Origin of the sequence: Actinomadura sp. SCN-SB (assembly GCF_043906805.1) — a bacterium.
Taxonomy (GTDB): Bacteria; Actinomycetota; Actinomycetes; order Streptosporangiales; family Streptosporangiaceae; genus Spirillospora.
The window spans coordinates 1-23,125 of sequence record NZ_JBIMPP010000089.1 but is presented as its reverse complement, the minus strand read 5'-3'; the positions used below and the strand labels follow the sequence as shown (position 1 = coordinate 23,125).

22 protein-coding genes and 1 pseudogene are annotated in these 23,125 nt (G+C 72.4%); 15 read left to right on the top strand and 8 right to left on the bottom strand.

Annotated elements, in window-relative coordinates; translation table 11 throughout:
- Positions 1-2 precede the first annotated feature (2 nt).
- The 9 genes from ACGWYJ_RS35165 to ACGWYJ_RS35125 all read left to right on the top strand — a co-directional run bounded on the left by ACGWYJ_RS35165 (position 3) and on the right by ACGWYJ_RS35125 (position 9,343).
- On the top strand, positions 3-1,076 hold the full coding sequence (locus ACGWYJ_RS35165; protein WP_395110889.1) for a hypothetical protein: 1,074 nt from the start codon (positions 3-5) through the stop codon (positions 1,074-1,076).
- A complete protein-coding gene (locus ACGWYJ_RS35160; protein ID WP_395110888.1) occupies positions 1,077-2,375 on the top strand; it encodes a CpaF family protein in 1,299 nt (432 codons plus the stop codon).
- Positions 2,376-2,397: 22 nt separating this feature from the next.
- Entirely contained in the window at positions 2,398-3,360 is a 963-nt protein-coding gene (locus tag ACGWYJ_RS35155; protein WP_395110887.1) for a type II secretion system F family protein, read from the top strand.
- Entirely contained in the window at positions 3,357-4,274 is a 918-nt protein-coding gene (locus tag ACGWYJ_RS35150; RefSeq protein ID WP_395110886.1) for a type II secretion system F family protein, read from the top strand. The genes ACGWYJ_RS35155 and ACGWYJ_RS35150 overlap by 4 nt, the downstream gene beginning before the upstream one ends.
- A gap of 249 nt (positions 4,275-4,523) precedes the next feature.
- Positions 4,524-4,745: a hypothetical protein gene (locus ACGWYJ_RS35145; protein WP_395110885.1), complete on the top strand. Its 222-nt coding sequence runs from the start codon at positions 4,524-4,526 to the stop codon at positions 4,743-4,745.
- 23 nt (positions 4,746-4,768) lie between these two features.
- Entirely contained in the window at positions 4,769-5,188 is a 420-nt protein-coding gene (locus tag ACGWYJ_RS35140) for a TadE family protein (RefSeq protein WP_395110884.1), read from the top strand.
- Positions 5,185-5,625 (top strand): TadE/TadG family type IV pilus assembly protein, encoded by a 441-nt coding sequence (locus ACGWYJ_RS35135; protein ID WP_395110883.1) that lies wholly within the window; start codon positions 5,185-5,187, stop codon positions 5,623-5,625. The genes ACGWYJ_RS35140 and ACGWYJ_RS35135 overlap by 4 nt, the downstream gene beginning before the upstream one ends.
- Complete coding sequence (locus ACGWYJ_RS35130) at positions 5,625-6,053, top strand: TadE/TadG family type IV pilus assembly protein (protein WP_395110882.1); 429 nt, start codon at positions 5,625-5,627, stop codon at positions 6,051-6,053. Before ACGWYJ_RS35135 ends, ACGWYJ_RS35130 begins: the two co-directional genes overlap by 1 nt.
- 8 nt (positions 6,054-6,061) lie before the next feature.
- A complete protein-coding gene (locus ACGWYJ_RS35125; RefSeq protein ID WP_395110881.1) occupies positions 6,062-9,343 on the top strand; it encodes a BTAD domain-containing putative transcriptional regulator in 3,282 nt (1,093 codons plus the stop codon).
- Here ACGWYJ_RS35125 and ACGWYJ_RS35120 read toward each other — a convergent pair.
- From ACGWYJ_RS35120 to ACGWYJ_RS35105, 4 genes are all read right to left on the bottom strand, one after another.
- Positions 9,334-10,494, bottom strand: a complete 1,161-nt coding sequence (locus ACGWYJ_RS35120; RefSeq protein ID WP_395110880.1) for a YncE family protein — start codon at positions 10,492-10,494, stop codon at positions 9,334-9,336. The genes ACGWYJ_RS35125 and ACGWYJ_RS35120 overlap by 10 nt on opposite strands.
- Before the next feature lie 146 nt (positions 10,495-10,640).
- Entirely contained in the window at positions 10,641-11,696 is a 1,056-nt protein-coding gene (locus tag ACGWYJ_RS35115; protein WP_395110879.1) for an NYN domain-containing protein, read from the bottom strand.
- A 150-nt stretch (positions 11,697-11,846) separates the two neighbouring features.
- Entirely contained in the window at positions 11,847-12,086 is a 240-nt protein-coding gene (locus ACGWYJ_RS35110) for an acyl-CoA carboxylase epsilon subunit (RefSeq protein ID WP_395110878.1), read from the bottom strand.
- Positions 12,087-12,226: 140 nt separating this feature from the next.
- A complete protein-coding gene (locus ACGWYJ_RS35105) occupies positions 12,227-12,640 on the bottom strand; it encodes an ATP-binding protein (protein WP_395110877.1) in 414 nt (137 codons plus the stop codon).
- 266 nt (positions 12,641-12,906) lie between these two features.
- Here ACGWYJ_RS35105 and ACGWYJ_RS35100 point away from each other — a divergent pair, with 266 nt between their 5' ends.
- Entirely contained in the window at positions 12,907-13,776 is an 870-nt protein-coding gene (locus ACGWYJ_RS35100) for a helix-turn-helix domain-containing protein (protein ID WP_395110876.1), read from the top strand.
- Positions 13,777-13,799: 23 nt separating this feature from the next.
- Positions 13,800-14,003, top strand: coding sequence for a DUF397 domain-containing protein (locus tag ACGWYJ_RS35095; RefSeq protein WP_285694493.1), 204 nt, complete (start codon positions 13,800-13,802; stop codon positions 14,001-14,003).
- 21 nt (positions 14,004-14,024) lie between these two features.
- Here the strand turns inward: ACGWYJ_RS35095 and ACGWYJ_RS35090 are convergent, their stop codons facing one another.
- Positions 14,025-15,617 (bottom strand): acyl-CoA carboxylase subunit beta, encoded by a 1,593-nt coding sequence (locus ACGWYJ_RS35090; protein ID WP_395110875.1) that lies wholly within the window; start codon positions 15,615-15,617, stop codon positions 14,025-14,027.
- Between the two features lie 25 nt (positions 15,618-15,642).
- Between ACGWYJ_RS35090 and ACGWYJ_RS35085 the strand changes: the two genes are divergently transcribed.
- Positions 15,643-18,312 carry a phosphoenolpyruvate carboxylase gene (locus ACGWYJ_RS35085; RefSeq protein WP_395110892.1) on the top strand — a complete coding sequence of 890 codons (2,670 nt, stop codon included), beginning with the start codon at positions 15,643-15,645 and terminating at the stop codon, positions 18,310-18,312.
- Positions 18,313-18,319: 7 nt separating this feature from the next.
- Here the strand turns inward: ACGWYJ_RS35085 and ACGWYJ_RS35080 are convergent, their stop codons facing one another.
- The gene (locus tag ACGWYJ_RS35080; RefSeq protein WP_395110874.1) at positions 18,320-19,105 is read right to left on the bottom strand and encodes an enoyl-CoA hydratase/isomerase family protein; all 786 of its coding nucleotides are present in this window, start codon (positions 19,103-19,105) and stop codon (positions 18,320-18,322) included.
- Positions 19,106-19,206: 101 nt separating this feature from the next.
- Here ACGWYJ_RS35080 and ACGWYJ_RS35075 point away from each other — a divergent pair, with 101 nt between their 5' ends.
- On the top strand, positions 19,207-20,085 hold the full coding sequence (locus tag ACGWYJ_RS35075) for a biotin--[acetyl-CoA-carboxylase] ligase (protein WP_395110873.1): 879 nt from the start codon (positions 19,207-19,209) through the stop codon (positions 20,083-20,085).
- A 228-nt stretch (positions 20,086-20,313) separates the two neighbouring features.
- Positions 20,314-21,375, top strand: a complete 1,062-nt coding sequence (locus ACGWYJ_RS35070; RefSeq protein WP_395110872.1) for an adenylate/guanylate cyclase domain-containing protein — start codon at positions 20,314-20,316, stop codon at positions 21,373-21,375.
- A 10-nt stretch (positions 21,376-21,385) separates the two neighbouring features.
- Here the strand turns inward: ACGWYJ_RS35070 and bfr are convergent, their stop codons facing one another.
- Positions 21,386-21,880: a bacterioferritin gene (bfr, locus tag ACGWYJ_RS35065; RefSeq protein WP_395110871.1), complete on the bottom strand. Its 495-nt coding sequence runs from the start codon at positions 21,878-21,880 to the stop codon at positions 21,386-21,388.
- Positions 21,881-21,901: 21 nt separating this feature from the next.
- Positions 21,902-22,099, bottom strand: coding sequence for a bacterioferritin-associated ferredoxin (locus ACGWYJ_RS35060; RefSeq protein ID WP_395110870.1), 198 nt, complete (start codon positions 22,097-22,099; stop codon positions 21,902-21,904).
- Between the two features lie 205 nt (positions 22,100-22,304).
- On the opposite strand from ACGWYJ_RS35060, the pseudogene ACGWYJ_RS35055 reads away from it, so the two are divergent.
- Positions 22,305-23,125 (top strand): annotated as a pseudogene (locus tag ACGWYJ_RS35055) (glycogen debranching enzyme); the annotation flags it as partial.

Genomic DNA, 23,125 nt, shown 5'->3' with positions numbered 1-23,125 from the left:
CCGTGGCACTCATCGCGCTCGCGGCCGACAAGGGAGCGCCGGGCGTCACGACGGCCGCCGTCGCGCTCGGCGCGGTCTGGCCGCGCCCGGTCCTGGTGGCCGAGTGCGACCAGGCGGGGGGCGACCTGGTCTACCGGCTGCCCGCCGCCGCGTCCGCCGCGCCCGGCACGGCCCAGGACGCGTCCCGTGAAGGCGGCATGCTCAACCCGTCCCGCGGCCTGCTCAGCCTGGCCGCGACCGCCCGCCGCGGGCTGCGTCCCGAGCAGATCGCCGAGCACTGCCAGCGGCTGGTCGGCGGGCTGGACGTGCTGGTCGGCATCACCAACGCGGAACAGGCGCAGGGCATGACCTGGCTGTGGGGGCCGCTCGGCCGGGCGTTCGCCTCGCTCGCGCCGGTGGACGTGCTCGCCGACTGCGGACGCCTCGGCGCCGGCACCCCGCTGAACGATCTGCTGCGCGAGGCCGACCTGATCGTCCTGTTCACCCGCGCCACCCTGGAGCAGGTCGCGCACCTGCGGGAACGGGTGGCGGCGCTGTCGTCGGAGCTGAACGGGGGCCCGCCGATCGGCATCGTCGTGCTGGCCGACCCGCGCGACTTCCGCTCCTCCATCGCCGAGGTCGGCCGGATCATCACCGGCGCCCGGGTGCTGGGCGGACTGGCGCTCGACCCCAAGGGCGCCGAACTGCTGTCGGGACGCTGGGGCGGACGCCTCGACCGCTCGCTCCTCATCCGCTCGGCCCGCGAGGTCGCCGCCACGCTCGTCGGCGGGCTCACCCCCGTCCAGGACCTCCAGCCCGTCCAGCAGCCCGCGCAGCCCGTCCCGCAAGTCCAAGCCTTGCCCGCACAAGCCCCACCAGGCCAAGCCTCGCAAGTGCAAGCTCCGCCGGACCAAGCCCCGCAAACCGCGCAGGACCCGTCCCTCTGGTACGCGCAGGCCGCTCAACCGCAGCAAGCGCAACCGCCCGACCAGCAGTCGCAGCCGCCCGCGCAGGTGAACGGTCCGAGCGGTAAACACCGCGCGCCCGCGCGGCCGTACCAGGAGCAGGGACCCCAGTACCAGGAGGGGAGGCGCTAGGTGGATCACGGCCTGGTCAAGCGGCTGCGACAGGAGGTCGGCGACCGCCTCGCCCAGCAGCGCCGGCTGGACGCCGCCTCCGGGCTGCCCCCGATGACCCCGGAGGACGAGCGGCAGTTCGCCCGCGCCCTGATCGGTCAGGTCCTGGAGGAGTACGCGCGCGGCGAGATCACCGCGGGCCGGCGTCCGCCCAACGCCGAAGAGGAGGAGGCGCTGGCGGCCGGGGTGCACGCCGCGCTGTTCGGGGTGGGCCGCCTCCAGCCGCTGCTGGAGGACCCCGAGATCGAGAACATCGACATCAACGGCTGTGACCGGGTGTTCATCGGGTACGCGGACGGCCGCGAGGTCATGGCCGAGCCGGTGGCCGAGAGCGACGAGGAACTGGTCGAGCTCATCCAGATCCTCGCCGCCTACAGCGGCCTGTCGTCCCGCCCGTTCGACAGCGCCAACCCGCAGCTCGACCTGCGGCTGCCCGACGGGTCCCGGCTGTCGGCGGTGATGGACGTGACGGTGCGCCCCGCGCTGTCGATCCGGCGCGCCAGGCTCGGCAAGGTGTTCCTGTCCGACCTGGTCGGCAACGGCACGTTCAGCCCGGAGGTGGGGCAGTTCTTCCGCGCCGCCGTGCACGCCCGCAAGAACATCATGATCGCCGGAGCCACCAACGCCGGGAAGACCACGCTGCTGCGCGCGGTGGCCAACGAGATCCCCGCGAACGAGCGGCTGATCACCGTGGAGCGGGCGCTGGAACTGGGCCTGGACGCCTTCCCCGAGCTGCATCCCAACGTGGTGGCGATGGAGCAGCGGCTGCCCAACTCCGAGGGCCAGGGCGAGATCTCGATGGCCGAGCTGGTCCGCAGGTCGCTGCGGATGAACCCGTCCCGGGTGATCGTCGGCGAGGTGCTGGGCGACGAGATCGTCACCATGCTGAACGCGATGACGCAGGGCAACGACGGCTCGCTGTCCACCATCCACGCCAACTCGTCGGTGGAGGTGTTCAACCGCATCGCCACCTACGCGATCCAGTCGGAGGAGCGGCTGCCGGTCGAGGCCACGCACATGCTGATCGCGGGGGCCATCGACTTCGTGGTCTTCATCGAGAAGCGCAACGACTACGCGCGCGGCGGGCGGCTGCGCCGGTTCGTCTCCAGCATCCGCGAGGTGACCGGCGCCGACGGGCGGGTCCTGTCGTCGGAGGTGTTCGCGCCCGGACCGGACGGCCACGCCGTGCCCGCGGCCCCGATCGCGTGCGCGGCCGACCTGGCCGAGTTCGGCTATGACGGCGCCGGGGGTGACTGGTGACCACCGGGGTGGGGGGCCGCTGATGTACGCGCCCGACGTCATACTCGCGGTCATCGCGGGCGGGCTCTGCGGTGGCGGGGTGATCCTGCTGGTCCTGGCGGTGCGCGGGCTGCCCGCCCGGTCCGGGCCGCCCTCGCGCCGCAGCCGCGAGGAGATCATCAGGACGCTGTCCACTCGTACCGCGCTGGCCGTGATGGTCGGGCTCGCGGTGCTGGTGGTGACGCGCTGGCCGATCGCCGCGATCGGCACCGGGGTGCTCGTGCTGGCCTGGAACGGGCTGGCGGGCGGCGCCGCCGAGGAACGCCGCAGCATGGCCCGCCTGGAGGCACTCGCCGCGTGGACCGAGTCGTTGCGCGACACGATCGCGGGCGCGGTCGGGCTGGAACAGGCGATCCCCGCGTCCCTGCGCGCCTCCTCGCCCGTCTTGCAGCAACCCCTGCGCACCCTCGTCGACCGGATGCACACCCGCGTCCCCCTCCCGGACGCGCTGCGCCGCTTCGCCGACGACCTGAACGACCCGTCCGCCGACCTGGTGGTCGCCGCGCTGATCCTGAACGCGCGGCTGCGCGGCCCCGGCCTGCGCGACATGCTGGGCGCGCTGGCCACGTCCGCGCGCGCCGAACTGGACATGCGCCGCCGCGTCGAGGCCGACCGCCGCGCCACCCGCCGCAGCGTCCGCATCGTCGTGGGCGTCTCTGTGGGAACGGCGATCGGGCTGGCCGTCTTCAACCACAGCTATGTCGAGCCGTACGACGACTTCCTCGGCCAGCTCGTGCTGTGCCTGGTCATCGCGCTGTACGGGGCCGGGTTCCTGTGGCTGCGGCGGCTCGCCAGGTACGAGATGCCGAGCCGGTTCCTGACCTCGGCCGGCACCGCGTCCGGCACGGCGTCCCGTGCGGCGCGTCCGGGCGTGCCCGGCGAGGTGCCCACGACCGTCGCGGCCTGGCAGGGCAAGGGCGGAGCGGAGAAGGGCGGCGTGAGATGACCGGGCCGTTGCTCGCGGGCGCGCTTTTCGGCGCCGGGCTGTACCTGTTCGTCCGGGCGTTCTTCCCGTCCCGTCCCGGGCTGGCCAGGCGGCTGGCCGCGTTCGACGCCGCCCGCCGCCGCGACCTTGAGGACGCGCGCGCCGAACGCACGTCGCCGACCTTCGAGCGGGTCGGGACGCTGCGCTCCAGGGTCGGCAGGGAACTCGCCCGGTACTGCGAGTACCGGGGCTGGAAGCTGCACTCGATCCGTGCCGACCTGGCCATCACCGAACGGTCGCTGGAGGGCTTCCTGGCGACCAAGTTCCTGCTGCCCGCCGCCGCGCTGCTGTTCATCCCGGTCGTGGTGGCGTACTTCGCGCTGCTGGGCCTGGGCGTCTCGTTCCAGGTCCCGATGTGGATCTGCGCGTTCTTCGCGGTGCTGTTCTTCTTCTTTCCCGACATGCAGCTACGGCAGGAGGCGGCCGGGCGCCGCCAGGACTTCCGGCACGTGGTCGGCGCGTTCCTGGACCTGGTGTCGATGAACCTGTCGGGGGGACGCGGCGTGCCGGAGGCGCTGATGACCGCGTCCACCGTCGGCGAGGGCTGGGCCATGCACCGCATCAGGGACGCCCTCGCCAACGCCCGCATCACCGGTCAGACGCCCTGGCAGGCGCTGGGCAACCTCGGCGACGAGCTGGACATCGCCGAGCTGCGCGACCTGGCCGGCGCGCTGGCGCTGGTGGCCGACGACGGCGCCCAGGTCCGCAAGTCGCTGTCCGCCCGCGCCGCGTCCATGCGCAGCCGCGAGCTGTCCGAACTGGAAGGCAAGGCGGGTGAGCGCTCGCAGTCGATGCTCGTCGCCCAGCTCCTGCTGTGCGCCGCCTTCCTGGTCTTCCTGGCGTATCCGGCGCTGATGCGGGTCATGGCAGCGTGAGCGAGCGAAGCGAGGTCACGATGCCTGTTTTTGTCGGGGGGTGTGGGGGGTTGTCCCCCCACAAGAGATACGGCGTGAGCGGGCGGAGCGAGGTCACGGTGCCTGCTTTTGTCGGGGGGTGTGGGGGGTCGTTCCTCCACGGGGGTTACGGCGTGAGCGGGCGGAGCGAGGTCACGATGCCTGGTCTTGCCGGGGGGTGTCCCCCCGCGGGGGGTGCAGCTTGAGAGACATGTCTGAGAAGGAGGATGGATGGGTTCGATGAACCCCTGGAACGACCCGGTCGTGGTCTATTTGCGGGCCCTGCTCGGCTGCCGCTGGCACGAGTTCCGCAACGGGACCGACCGCAGCGCGGGGGCCTCGGCGATCGAATGGGCGATCATCACCGCGATCCTGGCCGTCATCGCGCTCACGATCGGCGCGACGATCCGGAACCTGATCGTCAACAAGGCCAACAGCATCCGGACGGAGTAGCGGTGGCCCGCCGGGACGGTCGCGTGCCCCGGGGGGACCGGGGCGCGTCCTCGCTTGAGTGGGCCCTGCTGACGCCCATCCTGATCCTGGTGATGCTGGTCGTGGTGCAGTTCGCGATGGTCTACCACGCACGTCACGTCGCGCTCGCGGCGGCCCAGTCGGGTGCGCGGGTGGCCCGTACCCAGCCGGTGGGAGGGGGCTGGGAACGCGCCGCCCAGGAGAAGGCCGCCGGGGACGTCCAGAAGATCGGCCGCGATCTGATCAGCGGGTTGCGGGTGGAGACCGGCGAGGTCGGCGATCAGCGCTGGGTCGAGGTGAGCGGCGAGGCGGTGCGGGTCGTGCCGTTCATGACGTTCCGGGTGCGGCAGCGTTCCCAGGGGCCGATCGAGTGCTTCCGTCCCGACGTGGGTGAGGGCATCGCGTGCGAGGGAGGTGCGCCATGATCCGGCGCGCGCCCGACCGCGGGTCGATGTCGATGGAGATGGTGCTGGTCACCCCTCTGTTCGTGGTGTTCCTCATGCTGCTGGCCGGTGCCGGCCGGATGGTGGACGCGCAGAGCCAGGTGGACGGCGCCGCCCGTGACGCCGTCCGTTCGGCGTCCATCGCGCGCAGTCCCGAAGGCGCCGAGCGGCTGGCGCAGCAGGCCGCCGACGCCAACCTCAACGGACGGGACTGGTGCGCGGGCGGCCCCGTGGTCGTCACCGACACCAGCCAGTGGGGACCCGGCGGACGGGTCTCGGTGACCATCTCCTGCGACGTGGACCTGGGCGATCTGGCGTTCATCGGCCTGCCCGCCACCAAGACGCTGCGCGGCAGGGCGCTGGCGCCGATCGACACGTTCAGCTATCGCGGCGGCGACACCGGCGAGGACGCGCAGTGATGTGGAAGCGGACGCGGGGCGGCGACCGGGGGACGGCCGGAATGTACGTCGTCCTGTTCACCCCGGCGGTGTTCCTGCTGGCCGGGCTGCTGGTGGACGGCGGGCTGGCGATCCACGCGCGGCAGCGGGCGGCGGACATGGCCGAGCAGGCGGCGCGCGCCGGCGCGAACGAGATCGACACCGAGACGCTGCGGCGCACCGGCGAGCCGGTGATCGACCCGGCCCGCGCCCGGGTGGCGGCCTGCGACCTGCTGGCCGGGTACGACGCGGAGATCACCGCGTCCCAGTGCTCGGCGGACGAGGAGCGGGTCGAGGTGACCGTCCAGTTGACCGTGCGGCTCCAGTTGCTGGGCATCGTCCCCGGGATGAGCGAGTTTACGATGACGTCGACGGCGTCCGCCCAGCCGGTCACCGACGAGGATCAGTAGGGGAACCGATGACGGCACGGCACGCAGGCGACAGGCGGTCAGGGAGCGTACGGCCGGAGAACGTGCGCGACGCGTCCGGGCGGCGGCTGGGGCAGGGCGCCGCCGCGCCCGTACGGGTGCGCACACGGCGTGGCGCGGGGGACGTGCTCGCCGGGCTGGGCGCGCTGCTGGCGTTGGTCGCGCTGCTGGTGGGTGTGCCGTTCGCGCTGCTGACGCTGTTCGAGCCGCCGATCCCGGACACGATGCCGACGCTGTCGGACCTCACCCGTCCGATCGGGGACGGATCGCTGATCCCGATCCTGGTCGCGCTGGTGTGGCTGGCCTGGCTGCAACTCGCGTTGTGCGTGATCGTCGAGGTGTACGCGGGCATCCGCGGGGTGGGCGTCCCCGCCCGGGTGCCGCTGGCGGGCGCCACCCAGTCGCTCGTCCACCGCCTGGTCGTGGCCGCGCTGCTGCTGTTCACCGCCACCACCACGATCATGCCCGCGTTCGGCGGACGTGAGCTGCACCAGCAGCGGCCGGTGATGACGCAGGCGCAGAGCCTGCACCCGATCGCCGCCGCCCCCGAAGTCCCGGCCGAGCAGCCCGTGCGGCCGGTCGCCGCCACGCACACCACGCACACCACCCAGACGGCCGCGGCGGCGCAGCCGGTGGATCTGGAGAGGGAGGCCACCACCAAGATCTACCGGGTGCAGCCTCCGGAGGGCCGCCACCACGAGAGCCTCTGGGAGATCGCGGAGAAGTGCCTGGGGGAGGGGCGCCGCTACAAGGAGATCTACGCGCTCAACAAGGGCCATGTGCAGCCGGACGGCAGCCGGCTCACCATCGCGAGCCTGATCCGTCCCGGCTGGATACTCGAAATGCCCGCGGACGCCAAGAACGCACAGGTCATCCCATCCAAGGATCTGGGCGACTACTTCCGGCACGGGCACGCCGTCCCGGACCGCCAGCCCGAGCGGGAGCGCGCGCCGGCGCCGAGCCCGCAGCCCGACAGGACACCAGAGGCGCAGCCCAGCCCGGAGCCCGACCGGCGGCCCGAGTCCGGACGCGACCAGGCTCCCGTCGCGCCCGCTCCCGCGCCCCGGCCAAGCGCCCCTGAGACCAGGGCACCGGAGACCAGGACCCCTGAGACCAGGACCCCTGAGACCAGGACCCCTGAGACCAGGGCGCCTGAGACCAGGGCGCCGGAAACGAAGGCCCCGGAAAGCAAGGCGCCGGAGACGCAAGCCCCCGAGACGCAAGCCCCGGAGACGAAGGCGCCGGAGAGCAAGGCGCCGGAGAGCAAGGCGCCGGAGAAGGCGCCCGAGACCAAGGCGCCGCGGCCCGGTGATGAGCTGGGCGGGGAGGCCGGGACGGGCGGCGCGTCCATCCCGGGGCGGGACAACGTGAGCGCCGAGGAGACCTTCCTTCCGTTCGAGCTCGGCTGGGAGCACGGGTTGGCCGGGGCGTCGCTGCTGGCGGCGGGCGTGCTCAGCGCGCTGGGACGGCGGCGCCGCGCGCAGCTGTGGCATCGCGCGTTCGGGCACATGATCGTCCGTCCGGAGGGGGCGGCGGCGGAGACCGAGCGGGCGCTGCGGATCGGCGCGGACGACGGCGCGGTGCGGCTGCTCGACCTGGGACTGCGGCAGTTGTCGAAGTCGATGGCGGCGGGCGGGCGGACGCTGCCCACCGTGTACGGGGTGCATCTGGGCCAGGAAAGCCTCGACCTGTGGATCGCGCCCGCCGACCGTAACCCGCCGGCGCCGTGGCAGTCCTTCGACGACGGCCAGGTGTGGCGCCTGTACGCCGACGCGCTCGATGTCCTCGAAGGCGCCGACCTCGCCGACGTGCTGGCCCCGTACCCCGGTCTGGTCTCCATCGGCACCAACGAGGGCGGCCGGATCCTGGTCGACCTGGAGGCGGCGCACGGGCTCATCGCGCTGCGCGGCCCGGAGGAGACGCGGCGGTCGGTGCTGGCGGCGCTGGCGCTGGAGCTGGCGACCAACCGCTGGTCGGACCATATGCGCATCACGCTGGTCGGGTTCGGCGGCGAGCTGGCCGAGAACCTGGCGGAGATCGCACCGGACCGGGTCCGCGCCGTCCCCACGCTCCACGAGGCGCTGCCGGAGCTGGAGGGACGGGGCGAGGAGGTGCGGCAGGCGCTGGCGGCCTCGGGGGTGGACTCGGTGCTGACGGGACGCTGCCGCGGCGTGTTCGGCGAGGCGTGGATGCCGCACTACCTGATCATGGCGGACGAGCCCACCCCGCAGGAGGCGGACCGGCTGGTCGCGCTGGCCCGCACCGGCACCCGGATGGCGGCGGGCTATCTCGTGCCCGGCGAGGTCCAGGGCGCCACCTGGACGTGGGAGGTCGACGCGGACGGGCGGTTGCAGGCGGGCGTGCTGGGCTTCGAGGTGGACGCGCAGCTGATCCCCGAGGAGCACTACCGCGCCCTCGGGGACCTGTTCCGCAGCGCGTCCAGGCTGGAGTCGGTGCCGCTGCCGGAGCCGGGGGCGGGTGGCGAGCTGAGCGAGCCGCCCGGGGCGTCGGGCACGCAGCGGCCGTCGGTGGACATCCGCCTGCTCGGCCCCATCGAGATCGACGCGCCGGGGCCGATGGACGACAGCCGCCGGGCGCTGTGCACCGAGGTGCTGATCTACCTGGCGACCCATCCGGGCGGGGTGCATCCCACGGTGCTGAGCGGGGCGATCTGGCCTCGCGGGGTCAGCGCCGGGGTGCGGGACGCCTGCGTGGCGCGCGTGTCGGACTGGCTGGGACGGGACGCGCGCGGACGCCCGAACCTGTACTACGACGACCGCGGCCGAATCAAGCTGGGCTCGGAGGTGCGGGTCGACTGGGCCGTGTTCCGCTGGCTGGTGTGGCGGTCGGCGGCCGAGCCCGCGTCCGAGACCGCGTACATGGCGTACGCGCTGGACCTGGTGCGCGGACCGGTGCTGGCGGACCGCCCGCGCGGCCGTTACGGCTGGCTGGTGACCGACGACCTGGAGTACGAGGCGACCGCCCGCGTCATCGACGTCGCGCACCGGCTGGTCCTGCTGCGGCTGGACGAGGGCGACCCGCACGGCGCGATCAGCGCGGCCCGCGCCGGCCTGCGCCTCGCGCCCGACGACGAGGGCCTGTGGCGCGACCTGCTCCGCGCGACCCACGCGACCGGGGACGTGGCGCAGGTGCAGGTCGTGGTGGACGAGCTGCGGACCCGTGTCGGACGCGATCCTCTGATGGACCAGCTCCAGCCCGAGACGGAGGCGCTCGTGGAGGAACTCGTCCCGCAATGGGTGCCTCAACGGTAGAGGCCGGTGCCGCCCAGAGAGACACGGCCCGGCTGAGGGTGGACGCATGGGCTGCCCGGGTGCCCGCCGACCCGGACCTTGCGGAAGGGACGCCCCGTCTGGGTGGACAGCGCGTACACCGTGCCGTTCAGCGGGTCGGACAGCCACAGCGCGCCGCCGTCCGGTGAGACACCGCCCGCCAGCAGGGGACGCCCGCCGGGGGACCGGAACAGCCGCGACACCGTTCCGCCGGCCAGGTCGTACGCCGAGACCGTGCCGTCGCGGCCGATGACGAACAGGCGGCGGTGGGAGCGGTCGAAGACGAGCCCGTGCGCGCCCGGCCCGGTGCGGACGAATCCGGTGGCGCGCAGCCGGGCGGCGTCGACCGTCCACAGGCCGCCCTTGGCGGGGTCGGCGACGAGGAACGTCCGGCCGTCCGGGGAGAGCCGCAGGTCACCGGGACGCGCGCCGCGCGGCAGTTTCAGCCCCGCGGTGACGGCCCGGCGGGCCAGATCGACCCGGACCAGCTTCCTGGACGCGGGGCACGTCGTCACCAGGGACGACCCGTCGGCGGAGAAGCCCGCGCGATAGGCGCTCGTGCAGGGCAGCCGTAGCGTGCCCAGCGGCTCCATGCTGCGGGGGTGGCGGAAGTCGACGCGTCCCGGCCTCGCCGCCGGGACGATGGCCGTGCGGCCGTCCGGGCTGAAGTAGAGCACGCCGGGACGGGAGATCCGCAGCGGCTCCCCGCGCCGGGCCGGGCTCGGGGCGACGGGGCGGAACACGCCGCCGTCCAGGTCGGTCACCCAGAGGCGGCGCAGGTCACCGGACGGGACGATGAGGTCGGGGGTGCCGCCGACCCGGATGCGGCCCGCGAGCCGTCCCGTCTGCTGGTCGATCACGTCGACCGTGCCGGTGGCGGCGTTCGGCACGTACACGCGGGGTGGCAGGCCACGGGCCGTGGGCGCGAGCATGCCTGGCCCGGCCGCGGCGTAGACGTTGCCGCGGGGTCGCTGCGGAACGGGCGCGGGCGCCGGGGACGTGGGATGCGGCGGGGCGTACGGGGCGGGCCCGCCCAGCGCGATCCTCGGGGCGTGCGGCGAACCCTCGCCCGGTCTATAGAACGGGACAGGCGACTCGCACCCGGACACGGCCAGCAGGGCGACCGCGACCACGCCGCTCGTGGCGTGTCGCGTGCCGCACGTGCTTCGCCGTCCCCCCATAACGGCGGAACTGTATCGCGGCGGCAACACAGTGTGCGCGGGCAATCACCAAACGCGCAGGGCTGCGATGCTCGTGAGGACGCCCGTCCAGATGCCCGTCAGCCCGACTTGCCGATCCCGATGCCGAACTCGCGGTAGACCCGCTCCCAGAACCCGTCCCGGAGGAAGGTGCGGGCCTCCTGGTAGGGGCGCAGCGAGGAGCCCAGCTCCTTCTCGGCCTCGATCAGCAGCTCCTTGTCGATCACCGGGGGCAGGATCGGGCCGGGCAGCAGGTCGCGGATGTTGTCCCGTCCCCGCTCGAACAGCCACTTCTGCGCGACATGCTCGCCGATCTCCAGCATGTGGTCGCGGTCGGGTCCCAGCTTGCCGTCGCTGATGGGCGCGCCGACCGTGGAGGTCGTCGTGGCGGCCACGGTGCTGGGCGTGACCTGCGTTCCGGCGTTCGCGGCGACCTGGCCCGCGCGGGCGCCCGCCGGAACCGGGGGCGGCTTGACCGCCGGGGTGCGTCCCGCGAACACCTGGGACGGGGACGGAACGGCCGCGCGCCCCGGCGCGGCGGGAGCCGAGGGCGCCGCCGGGACGGGCAGCACCTTGGCCTTGGTGAAGTAGGGGCGGAGGAAGTCGGCGGACAGCACCTCGACCGTGTCGGACTCCCACACGAGCCATTCGGCCTGGTTGGAGCCGTGCGTGGGCTCGACGCCCCACAGGTGCACCCGGACCCCGTACGCCTGGGCCGCCTCGACCGCGGGCAGCATGTCCTCGTCACCGGCGAGCAGCACCGCGTCGGTGATCGCCCGGTGCCGGGCCAGCGCCTCCAGGTCCTCGCGGAGCTGCGCGTCGACGCCCTTCTGCTGGCCCTGCGCGTTCAGGTTGCCCAGCCGCAGCTTCACCAGCGGCAGGTTCGCGATCACCCGCTGGTCGACGGTGGGCTGCTTCTTGGGCGCGGCGTCGAACCAGTAGACCCGCAGCAGCTCACCCACGAGCCGGGAGTCGGCATGGCCGGTCAACGCCTTGATCAGTTTCTCCGCCGCGACGCGGTACTCGCGCCGGGAGCCACAGTCGAGAAGCAGCGCACCGGAGGCCGCGTAGAGGTATCCCGCGTCGACGAACACGGCGTATCGAGCGGGCTGTGGAACGAACTCCGAGGTGGCCATGGCCTTTCACCTTATTCGTGCACGCGCCTTTCCTGTGTACGAACCACGGTTCCATGTCCTGGCCGCGCGACCGCACACACCCGCTGTGTGTGGTTATTCCACGTTGCGCGCGGTATTCACCCCGCCCCTGTCAGGCGGGGAAGGGGATCCTCACCGCGGGAAGGCGCCGGCCCGCCACGCCCCGTCCCCCCGAGGCCGGACCACCTCCGAGACCGAGCTTCGGACCAGCCGCTCCCGGTCCGCCCACCGCGACACCGGCCGGGGACCGGCACCGTCACGCGCCCGCGCGGCCCTGGCCCGCGCTGCCAGCACCGCCACCACGGCGGCGATCTCCTCCGGGGTCGCGTCCCCCCGAACCACCTGCAAGAGCGGCTTGTCACTAGTGCTCACGTGATCTCCTAACCAAGCCCGCATCGCCGGCAAGCTCGCTGATGTGGGGAGACGACCAGGATATACAGGGCCTGCCGTCAGCCTCTGGCCGTGGGGCTCCTCAGGCGAGGACAGCAGGCCCCGAGCGCGTTGACGACGCTCTAGGTATGGACTCGTGACCACACCCATTTTCCGTGTGGAGATGTGCGGTGGACTCCGCACTCGGACGACAGCGCCTCGATGAGCGGCAAGCCCCAGCCCCCAGCTCCGTCCTCATGACCAGGCGTGAGCGCGAGAGGGTCGGGTTGTACGTCCAGCAGCGACAATTCCACGGTCGGCCTGACCGTTGGCATGGAGTCGGCGGAATCCCACACTCCTAGCAGGACTGCGTCCGGTTCGCGTGTGAACCGCACCCGGATCTCGCCGTCCGGTGTGGCCTCCACGGCGTTGGCGACCAGTTCTCCGGCTATCAGGTACATGTCGTCGGCGATCTCCGGATGTCCCCACTCGATGAGCCGGAACCGGATGTGAGTGCGCACTTGGCCGGGTGCCGTCCAGGCGGCAAGGCACGTCATGTCCAGTTCTCCTGACGTGCCTGCCCAGTGTGATTGTTCCGTGAGCTTGGCCGTCCGTCCGGACGGCGTTCTGGCCCTAGCATCGGGCATGGGTCCGACCTCCCACGTCGGATCAAGGTCCCGGTCCGATGTGTGCGCATCGGACCGGGACCGCCCTCACTTCCCCGCATCACCGGTCGACCGATGGCAGGCTGTCGCCGTTAGAATGCACTACGCTACGAGCAGACGCAATATTGCATCTGAAATTCTGCGGACGGAGCTGGAACGTGGCGCGTCAACAAGATCAGGGGAACAGTCCGACGCTCCTTGCTCGACGGCTCGCCGTGGAGTTGACGGCACGGCGGGAGGCGGCGGGGCTGACACGTGAAGAGGTGACGCGCCGCCTTCACTGGGCGGGGTCCACACTTTTCCGCATCGAAACCGGACGCACCAAGCCGCAGCCCCGCAGTGTGCGCGAGCTGCTTGATCTTTACCACGTGCCGACGGCGGAAAAGGAAGGGTTGATCCAGCTCGCGCGCGACGCCCGCAAGCCTGGGTGGTGGCACTCCTTCCGGGGCGTGCTTCCCAACCCCTACGAGGTGTTCATCGGTCTGGAGGCCGGAGCCACCACGATTCGTACCTTCGAGGCACTCGTGATTCCCGGCCTGCTCCAGACGCCGGACTACGCGCGTGCCGTGATCCGGAGCGGACGGCAGGAACTGGAGCCGGAAGAGATCGAACGCCGGGTGCAGGTGCGCGTGGCCCGCCAGCAAATCCTCACTCGGCCGGACCGTCCGCGGCTCTGGGCGGTTGTGGACGAGGCCGTTCTGCATCACATGGTGGGCGGCCGAACGATCATGCGAGACCAACTGGACCACCTCGTCGGAGCCTCGGAACAAGGCAAGACGACCATCCAGGTCGTGCCGTTCACGGCCGGGGCCCATGCTGGGACGAGCGGGCCCTTCGTCCTTCTCGGCTTCGCCGAACCGGCCGTTCCGGACGTGGTGTACCTGGAGACCATTCCGGACGGCGTCTACCTGGAAGGGGCCAGGGATGTCGAGGCGTTTATGCTTGCATTCGACCGACTGCTTGCGGCCGCCCTCCATCCGGACGACTCGATCGCGCTGATCCGGCGGCTGGCAGATGCAATGGGCTGAGCGCGGTTTGAGGGAGGTGCGAAATGCGCAAGTTCGACTCGACCCGTGCCAGGTGGCGCAAGAGCTCGCGAAGCGGCCAGAACGGCAACTGCGTGGAGGTCGCGCGCGTCGATGAGCTTGTCGCCGTTCGTGACAGCAAGAACCCGGATGGCGGGCGGCTCGACGTCGGCGTCCAGCGTTTCGCCGCCCTGGTCGTCCGCATTAAGCGGGACGAACTGTCCCTCTGAACCCAGCGAGCGGCAACCCCGTCACAGGGGAATGTTGCCGTGCTTCTTCGGGGGAAGGGTCCTGCGCTTGTCGCGAAGGGCGCGGAGGGCCCGGATGACCTGGCCGCGGGTCTCGGACGGCTTGATGACGGCGTCCACATAGCCGCGTTCGGCCGCGATGTACGGGTTGGCCAGCGTGTCCTCGTACTCGGTGATCAGGTCGGCGCGGCGCGCGTCGGGGTCGTCGGCGGCGGCGAGCTCGCGGCGGTACAGGATGTTCACCGCGCCCTGCGCGCCCATCACGGCGATCTGCGCGGTGGGCCAGGCCAGGTTGATGTCGGCGCCGAGGTGCTTGGAGCCCATGACGTCGTACGCGCCGCCGTACGCCTTGCGGGTGATCACGGTGACCAGGGGGACGGTGGCCTCCGCGTAGGCGTACAGGAGCTTGGCGCCGCGGCGGATGATGCCGTTCCACTCCTGGTCGGTGCCGGGCAGGAAGCCCGGGACGTCCACGAACGTGAGGACCGGGATGTTGAACGCGTCGCAGGTGCGGACGAAGCGGGCGGCCTTCTCGGACGCGCCGATGTCGAGCGTCCCGGCGAACTGCATCGGCTGGTTGGCGACCACGCCGACCGAGCGGCCCTCGACCCGGCCGAAGCCCACGATGATGTTGGGCGCGTACAGCTCGTGGACCTCCAGGAACTCCCCGTCGTCCAGGACGTGCTCGATGGCGACGTGCATGTCGTACGGCTGGTTGGGGGAGTCGGGGATGAGGGTGTTCAGCTCCTCGTCCTCGGCGTCCGGGTCGACCGCGACGTCGAAGGCGGGCGGGTCGGCGAGGTTGTTGGACGGCAGGTAGGACAGCAGCGCCTTGACGTACTCCATCGCGTCGTCCTCGTCCGCGCCCTGGTAGTGCGCGACGCCGGAGCGGGAGGCGTGCGAGAGGGCGCCGCCGAGGTCCTCCATCGTCACGCTCTCGCCGGTGACCGTCTTGATCACGTCGGGTCCGGTGATGAACATGTGCGAGGTCCGGTCGACCATCACGACGAAGTCGGTGATCGCCGGCGAGTACACGGCGCCGCCCGCGCAGGGCCCCATGACCAGCGAGATCTGCGGGATGACGCCGGACGCGTGCACGTTCCGCTTGAAGATCTCGGCGTAGAGGCCGAGGGCGACGACGCCCTCCTGGATGCGCGCCCCGCCGGAGTCGTTGATCCCGATCACCGGGCAGCCGGTCTTGAGCGCGTGGTCCATGACCTTGCAGATCTTCTCGCCGAACACCTCGCCCAGCGAGCCGCCGGAGACGGTGAAGTCCTGGCTGAACACGGCGACGTGGCGGCCGTCGACCGTGCCGTACCCGGTGACGACGCCGTCGCCGTACGGCCGGTTCCGCTCCATGCCGAAGGCGGTGGAACGGTGCCGCGCCAGCTCGTCGAACTCCACGAACGAGCCGGGGTCGAGCAGGGCGTCGATCCGCTCCCTGGCGGTCATCTTGCCCTTGGCGTGCTGCTTTTCGACCGCGCGCGCCGAGCCGGCGTGCACCGCCTCGTACCGGCGCCGCTCCAGGTCCGCGATCTTGCCGGCGGTGGTGTGGACGTCGATCTCGGCCTGCGGTTCGGGGGCTTGCGTCGCCATGCCGGTCAGGGTAGCCGGGGGTGGGATGGGCGGCCGGTACGGGGGTGGCCCCTACCCTTGTGCCGTGGCTACGAAGACACGCGACATCCTCCGCCAGGACCTGCCCGACCAGCTGCGCCGCGACGTGCGGATGCTCGGCGCGATGCTGGGCGACGGGCTGGTGGAGTACGGCGGCCGGGAGCTGCTGGACGACGTCGAGCGGCTCCGGCACGCCGTGATCGCGGCGCGCCGGGGGGAGATCGACGGCTCCGAGGTCGCGAAGCTGGTGGACGGCTGGACGCTGGAGCGGGCCGGGCTGGTCGCGCGGGCGTTCACCGTGTACTTCCACCTGGTCAACCTGGCCGAGGAGCACCACCGGATGCGGACGCTGCGCGAGCGCGACGTCCGGGACGAGACCGTGCCCGGTTCCGTGGCCGCGGCGGTCGCCGAGATCCGCGGCGCCAACGGCGGGGAGTGGCTGGCCGAGGCCGTCGAGGAGCTGGAGTTCCACCCGGTCTTCACCGCCCACCCCACCGAGGCCCGCCGCCGTGCCGTGGTCACGTCCATCCAGCGGATCAGCGACCTGCTGGGCAGGCTCGACGCGTCCCCCGGCGCCGGCGAGGCCGACGAGCTGAGGCGGCGGCTGCGCGAGGAGATCGACCTGCTCTGGCGGACCGCGCTGCGCCGCCACACGCAGCTCGACCCGCTGGACGAGGTCCGCACCGCGATGGCCGCGTTCGACGAGACGATCTTCCGGGTGGTCCCGGAGATCTACCGGACGCTGGACGCGGCCCTGGACCCCGAGGGCACCGGCACCCGCCCGCCGCGGGCCCGCGCCTATGTCCGGCTGGGAAGCTGGATCGGCGGCGACCGGGACGGCAACCCGTACGTGACGGCACGGGTCACCCGGGACGCCGTGATGATCCAGGCCGAGCACGTGCTGCGCGCCCTTGAGGCCGTCTGCGCGCGGATCGGCCGCGAGCTGACCGTCCACGCGTCCACCACCCCGCCCTCGCCCGCGTTGCGGAACGCGCTGGCCGCCGCCCGCACCGCGCAGCCCGCGCTGATCGGCGAGATCGCCACCCGTTCACCGGACGAGCCGCACCGCCAGTTCCTGCTGTACGCGGCGGCGCGCATCGCCGCCACCCGTGAGCGCAACGCCGACCTGGCCTACTCCTCGCCGGGCGAGCTGCTGGACGACCTGCTGATGGTGCGGGACTCGCTCGCGGCGGCGGGCGCGGTACGGCTGGCGTACGGGCGCGTCCAGAACCTGATCTGGCAGGTCGAGACGTTCGGCTTCCACCTGGCCGAGCTGGAGATCCGCCAGCACTCCGAGGTGCACGAGAAGGCCCTGGCGGAGGTGCGTGCGCAAGGGGCGCTCTCGGAGATGTCCGAGGAGGTCGTGGAAACCCTGCGCGTCGTCGCCTGGATCCAGCGGCGGTTCGGGGTGGAGGCGTGCCGGCGCTACATCGTCTCGTTCACCCGGTCCGCCGACGACGTCGCCGCCGTGCACGAGCTGGCGGCCTCGCTCGGCGAGCACGCGCCCGTCCTGGACGTGATCCCGCTGTTCGAGACCGGCGAGGACCTGGAGCGGGCGCCGTCCGTCCTGGACGGGATGCTGGAGATCCCCGCCGTCCAGCGCCGGCTCGCCGACACCGGGCGCCGCATGGAGGTCATGCTCGGCTACTCCGACTCCGCCAAGCAGCTCGGCCCGGCCGCCGCCACCCTGCGGCTGTACGACACCCAGCAGGCCCTGACCGCGTGGGCGGCCCGCAACGACGTCAAGCTCACCCTCTTCCACGGCCGCGGCGGCTCGCTGGGACGCGGCGGCGGCCCGGCGGGGCGGGCGATCCTCGCCCAGGCGCCCGGCTCGGTCGCCAGAGGGTTCAAGGTCACCGAACAGGGCGAGGTGATCTTCGCCCGGTACGGTCACCCGCGGATCGCCCGCCGTCATGTGGAGCAGGTCACCCACGCGGTGCTGCTCGCGTCCACCGACGCCGTGCAGGAGCGGGCGCGCGAGGCCGCCGCCCGGTTCCGCCCGCTGGCCGACACGATCGGCGAGGCGGCGCGGGCCGCGTTCCGCGCGCTGATCGAGACCGAGGGCTTCGCGTCCTGGTTCGCCCGGGTCAGCCCGCTGGAGGAGATCTCCGACCTGCGCATCGGCTCCCGTCCCGCGCGGCGCAAGGCCGCCCGCGGCCTGGAGGACCTGCGCGCCATCCCCTGGGTGTTCGCCTGGACGCAGACACGGGTCAACCTGCCCGGCTGGTACGGTCTGGGCTCCGGGCTCGCCGCCGTCGCCGGGAGCGCCCACGACGTGGGCGAGCTGCGTGAAGCCTATGAATCCTGGCCGCTGTTCGCCTCGCTGCTGGACAACGCCGAGATGAGCCTGGCCAAGACCGACCGTGACATCGCCGAGCGGTACCTGGCCCTGGGCGGACGTCCCGAGCTCACCGAGACCGTCCTCGCCGAGTACGACCGCACCCGCACGCTCGTCCTGGCCGTGACCGGGCACGAACGCCTGCTGGAGAACCGCAAGGTCCTGTCCCGGGCCGTCGAGCTGCGCAACCCGTACGTCGACGCCCTGTCCCACCTTCAGCTTCGCGCCCTCGCCGCGTTGCGCTCCGGGAAGGTGGACGACAGCGAACGCGCCCACCTGGACGACCTGCTCCTGCTGTCGGTCAACGGCGTGGCGGCCGGCCTCCAGAACACCGGCTGAGCCGCGCTCAGCCCGGCCAGTCCGGCTTGCGCTTCTCGTTGAAGGCCGCGATGCCCTCGCGCCGGTCGGGCGAGAGGACGGCGGTGCGCCAGGCGTTCTCCTCGATGTCCAGGGCGGCGTCCAGGCTGCCCGTGCCGGCGCCGAGGCGCATGGCGCGCTTGGCGGCCCGGACCGCGACCGGGGAGTTCCCGGCGATGGTCGCGGCGATCGTCAGCGCCTCCGCGCGGGCCGACCCCGCCGGGACCTTCCGGTCCACCAGGCCGTACGCCTGGGCCTCCTCGATGCCGAGGCGGCGGCCGGTCAGCACCAGGTCGGCCGCCCGGCCGGCACCGAGGCGGCGCGTCGCGAGCTGGGTGCCGCCGCCGCCCGGGACCAGCCCCACGGTGACCTCGGGCAGGCCGAACACGGCCGACTCGTCCGCCACGATCAGGTCGCAGCTCAGCGCCAGCTCGCAGCCGCCGCCCAGCGCGTACCCGTGCACGGCGGCGATCACCGGCTGCGGCAGGTTCAGCACCCCGCCGAACGCGGCCCTGAGCACCGGCCGCTGCGCCATGATCTCCTCGTCGCTCATGGCGTTGCGTTCCTTCAGGTCGGCGCCCACGCAGAAGGCCCGCTCGCCCTCCGCGGACAGCACCACCGCGCGGACGCCGGGATCACCCGCCACCCGCGCGCACACGGCGCCCAGCTCCCGCGCCATGGCGGTGGACAGGGCGTTGAGGGCCTCCGGCCGGTCCAGCACGACCTCGGCGACATGCTCGTTCGGCTCGCCGCGCCGCAGCGTCACTCCACTCACGCCGAGCACTCTAGTGAGGCGTCGCCGCCCGTCCAGAGCGGCGGCGCGCGTACGACCAAAGGCTGATGGGCTCGGCGGGGGTCGTGAGGTTGGATGGAGGGGTGAGCGACTCACCGTATGCCGACCTTGACCGTCCGCCGCTGCACGAGGCGGCGCTGCGCGGCGCGCTGGTGCGTCCCGGCGGGTTGTGGCGGGACGTCCGGGTCGTGCGGGAGACAGGGTCCACCAATGTCGACCTGGCCGCCGCGGCCCAGGAGGGGGCGCCCGAAGGGGCGGTCCTGGTCACCGAGCACCAGCACGCGGGACGCGGACGGCTCGGGCGCGCCTGGACGGCGCCGCCCCGGTCCGGGCTGATGTTCTCGGTGCTGCTGCGGCCCGCCGTCCCGGTCGAGCGGCTGGGCTGGGTGCCGCTGCTGGCCGGGGTGTCCACCGCCATCGCCGTCCGCAGGATGACCGCCTGGTCGGAGGAGGGCGACCGGTTCCTCCCCGAACGGGGCGGCCGGCCGCGCGCGGACGTGGCCGTGGACGTCCGCCTGAAATGGCCCAACGACCTGCTGGTCGGCGAGCGGAAGCTGGCCGGGATCCTGGTCGAGCGGATCGGCGGGGCGCTGGTCGTCGGAATCGGCCTGAACGTGGGGCTGCGCGCGGACGAGCTGCCCGTGCCGACCGCCACGTCCCTGGCCATCGAGGGCGCGCCGCTCAGCGACCGCGCCCCGCTGCTCCGCGCCATCCTGCGGGAGCTGGAGACCTGGTACCGGGAGTGGACGGCCCTGGACGGCGACCCGGAGAGCAGCGGCCTGCGCCCGGCGTACAAGGACCTGTGCGCCACGCTGGGCCGCCGCGTCCGGGTGGAGCTGCCCGGCGGCGAGACGGTGGAGGGCACGGCGGGCGACATCGACCAGGACGGCCGCCTGCTGATCACCACCGACCAGGGCCGGGAACGCGCCGTCGGCGCCGGCGACGTGGTCCACGTACGGTGATGGGCCAGCGATGGGGGTGGCGAGGAGATTGGTGGGGGCATCGCTGCGAAGCCGGGGTGTGTGCAACGGGGTGCTCGGGTGAGACTTGACCGGACGTGCTGGGGGGTGGCGAGGAGATTGGTGGGGGCATCGCTGCGAAGCCGGGGTGTCTGCAACGATATGTCGTGAGACTTGACCACGTCGCCGCCGGTGCCGGGTGCGCCGCCGGTGGGCTGAGGGGCAGGGGAGATGCCAGCAGAGCCCGGGCCGGGAGCACCACCGGATCCGAAGGAGATCGAAGAGCTCCTTCTCGGCGGCAAGCTGCGCCACACCCGGGTCGACGTCGTCCAGCGCGCGGGGGTGACCAGGGAGTTCTCCAGCCGTGTGTGGCGGGCGTTCGGGTATCCGTCGATGCCGGACGCGGAGGTCGCCTACACCGACGACGACGTCGCCGCGCTGTACCGGATCCGCCGGTTGATGGACGACGGGGTGCTGGACGAGGACGGGGTGATCCGGCTGGTCCGCGCCTTCGGGCAGACCATGACGCGGCTGGCGGAGTGGCAGGTCAACCTGCTCAGCGGCACTCCGGGGGCCGATTCCCAGGAGACGCCGGACCCGGAGGCGGCCCGGACCATCCAGAAGATCGCCGAGAAGCACATGGGGGAGTTCGAGCCGCTGGTGGTGCACGCCTGGCGGCGTCAGCTCGCCGCCGCGGGCACCCGCGCGATCGCGGCGTCGGCGACCCGGGAGGCGGGGTCGGCGGCGGCGCGCCCGCGGATCGCCGTGGGCTTCGCGGACATGGTGTCCTTCACCCAGATGAGCCGGGATCTGGAGGAGCTGGAGCTGGCCCGGCTGGTGGAACGGTTCGAGGAGACCGCCTCCGACATCGTGGCCTCGTGCGGCGGGCGGCTGGTCAAGACGCTGGGCGACGAGGTGCTGTTCTGCGCGGACAGCCCCGCCGTGGGCGGTGAGATCGCGCTGTCCATCGCGTCGGCGATCAAGGACGAGACCGAGGTCCCCGATGTCCGGGTCGGGGTGGCGCACGGCCCGGTGCTGCCGCTGATGGGTGACCTGTTCGGGACGACCGTCAACCTGGCGGCGCGGCTGACCTCGCTGGCCAGGCCGGGCTCGGTGGTGATCGACGAGGAGCTGGCGGGACGGCTGGAGGGGGAGCCGGGCTTCGCCATCACCCGGCTGGTGCGCCGTCCCGTCCGCGGGCTGGGCATCATCCAGCCGTACGTCCTGCGGCGCGCCGGCGCGGGGACGGCGCCTCCCGCGCCCTCCGAGCCGGGTTCCGCGGAGGCGACGTGAGGCCCGGCCGCTAGTCGGCGCTGCCGTAGTCGCCGGGGTGGCCGGTGAGGCGCTGGAGGTAGTTCTGCTCGCCCAGCGACTCGACCAGGCCCAGCTCGGTCTCCAGGTAGTCGATGTGCTGTTCCTCGTCCTCCAGGATGTCCTCGAAGAGGCGCGCCGAGGTGATGTCGCCGCGGGAGCGCATCAGGTCGATCCCCGGGCGGAGCCTGGCCACGGCCTCCAGCTCGATCTGGAGGTCGGCTCTGAGCTGCTCGACCACGGTCTGGCCGATGCGCAGGGTGCCGATCTTCTGGTAGTTGGGCAGGCCCTCGAGGAAGAGGATCCGGTTGGTCAGCCGTTCCGCGTGCCGCATCTCGTCGATGGACTCTTCGCGGGTGTGCTTGGCGATCCGGGTGTAGCCCCAGTTCTCCTGCATCTTGGAGTGCAGGAAGTATTGGTTGATCGCGGTGAGCTCGGCGGTGAGCTGTTCGTTCAGCAGCGCGATGATCTCGTTGTCGCCTTCCATACCGCCCCATGTTCGCATGCCCTAGGCCGCGGTCGGCGAGGCGGACTCCCTTCGGGCGGCGCGGTGCTCGCTGATGAGGGCGTACAACCGCCGGGTGCAGGACCCGCAGCCCGGCGTCATCCCGCAGGCGGCCTTGATCTCCTTGGCGGAGCAGACCCCGGCGGCCATGCAGCCGCGGACGTCGTCTTCGGTGACGGCGTGGCAGATGCAGACGTACATCCTGCGGCGGACCTTTCGTCCCGGCGGGCGGTTAGGTAACCCTCATTAAGGTAAGGCTCCCCTAAGGTAGCCCACAGGTGTCCGTTTTGGCCACCCTCCTCCCGTCGGCCTTGCGCCGCTCTTGTCGACAACGTGCGGAATGTCCCGGTGTGAGGCCCCGTCCTCGGGGAAGCATCCCGTCCGGAACTCGACGGGAGGGCGGGACGTGGCAGAGTCAGCGCCGGGGGCGGGCCCCCAGACCCCCGCGGCCTCGCCCGGACGGCGTGTCGAGGTCCGGCCCGGGGACGCGTATCCGCTGGGAGCGCATTTCGACGGCGCCGGGACCAACTTCGCCGTCTTCACCGAGGCCGCGGAACGTGTCGAGCTGTGCCTGTTCGAGGACACGGACGACACGGACGGTTCGGGCGGCGGCGAGACGCGGGTGGACCTGAACGAGGTGGACGCGTTCGTCTGGCACGCCCATATACCGGGGATCCGGCCGGGGCAGCGGTACGGCTACCGGGTCCACGGGCCGTACGAGCCGCGCGAGGGACACCGCTGCAACCCGGCCAAGCTGCTGCTCGACCCGTACGCCAAGGCCATCGACGGCGAGCTGGACTGGGACGAGTCGTGCTTCGGCTACCGGTTCGGCGATCCCTGGTCCAGGAACGATCTCGACTCGGCGCCGCACACGATGCGGTCGGTGGTGGTCAACCCCTACTTCGACTGGGGCGACGACCGCCCCCCGCGCGTCCCGTACCACGAGACGGTGATCTACGAGGCGCATGTGAAGGGCCTCACCCACCGCCATCCGGAGGTCCCGCCCGAGATCCGCGGGACGTACGCCGCGCTCGGCCACCCGGTGATCGTGGATCGGCTGGTGGCGCTGGGCGTGACCGCGGTGGAGCTGATGCCGGCGCACCAGTTCGTCCACGACGACGCGCTGATCAAGCGCGGGCTGCGGAACCACTGGGGCTACAACACGATCGGCTTCTTCGCCCCGCACGGCGAGTACGCGGCGTCCAGGGAACGCGGCGACCAGGTGCA

What these genes read in the sequence shown, in the direction of transcription:
- ACGWYJ_RS35150 (WP_395110886.1), top strand. Translation starts at nt 3,357, where the DNA reads ATGACCGGGCCGTTGCTCGCGGGCGCGCTTTTCGGCGCCGGGCTGTAC.
- ACGWYJ_RS35090 (WP_395110875.1), bottom strand. Translation starts at nt 15,617, where the DNA reads ATGGCGACGCAAGCCCCCGAACCGCAGGCCGAGATCGACGTCCACACC.
- ACGWYJ_RS35155 (WP_395110887.1), top strand. Translation starts at nt 2,398, where the DNA reads ATGTACGCGCCCGACGTCATACTCGCGGTCATCGCGGGCGGGCTCTGC.
- ACGWYJ_RS35125 (WP_395110881.1), top strand. Translation starts at nt 6,062, where the DNA reads ATGACGGCACGGCACGCAGGCGACAGGCGGTCAGGGAGCGTACGGCCG.
- bfr (WP_395110871.1), bottom strand. Translation starts at nt 21,880, where the DNA reads ATGGAAGGCGACAACGAGATCATCGCGCTGCTGAACGAACAGCTCACC.
- ACGWYJ_RS35070 (WP_395110872.1), top strand. Translation starts at nt 20,314, where the DNA reads ATGCCAGCAGAGCCCGGGCCGGGAGCACCACCGGATCCGAAGGAGATC.
- ACGWYJ_RS35060 (WP_395110870.1), bottom strand. Translation starts at nt 22,099, where the DNA reads ATGTACGTCTGCATCTGCCACGCCGTCACCGAAGACGACGTCCGCGGC.
- ACGWYJ_RS35115 (WP_395110879.1), bottom strand. Translation starts at nt 11,696, where the DNA reads ATGGCCACCTCGGAGTTCGTTCCACAGCCCGCTCGATACGCCGTGTTC.
- ACGWYJ_RS35105 (WP_395110877.1), bottom strand. Translation starts at nt 12,640, where the DNA reads ATGACGTGCCTTGCCGCCTGGACGGCACCCGGCCAAGTGCGCACTCAC.
- ACGWYJ_RS35085 (WP_395110892.1), top strand. Translation starts at nt 15,643, where the DNA reads ATGGGCGGCCGGTACGGGGGTGGCCCCTACCCTTGTGCCGTGGCTACG.
- ACGWYJ_RS35145 (WP_395110885.1), top strand. Translation starts at nt 4,524, where the DNA reads ATGGGTTCGATGAACCCCTGGAACGACCCGGTCGTGGTCTATTTGCGG.
- ACGWYJ_RS35130 (WP_395110882.1), top strand. Translation starts at nt 5,625, where the DNA reads ATGTGGAAGCGGACGCGGGGCGGCGACCGGGGGACGGCCGGAATGTAC.
- ACGWYJ_RS35135 (WP_395110883.1), top strand. Translation starts at nt 5,185, where the DNA reads ATGATCCGGCGCGCGCCCGACCGCGGGTCGATGTCGATGGAGATGGTG.
- ACGWYJ_RS35095 (WP_285694493.1), top strand. Translation starts at nt 13,800, where the DNA reads ATGCGCAAGTTCGACTCGACCCGTGCCAGGTGGCGCAAGAGCTCGCGA.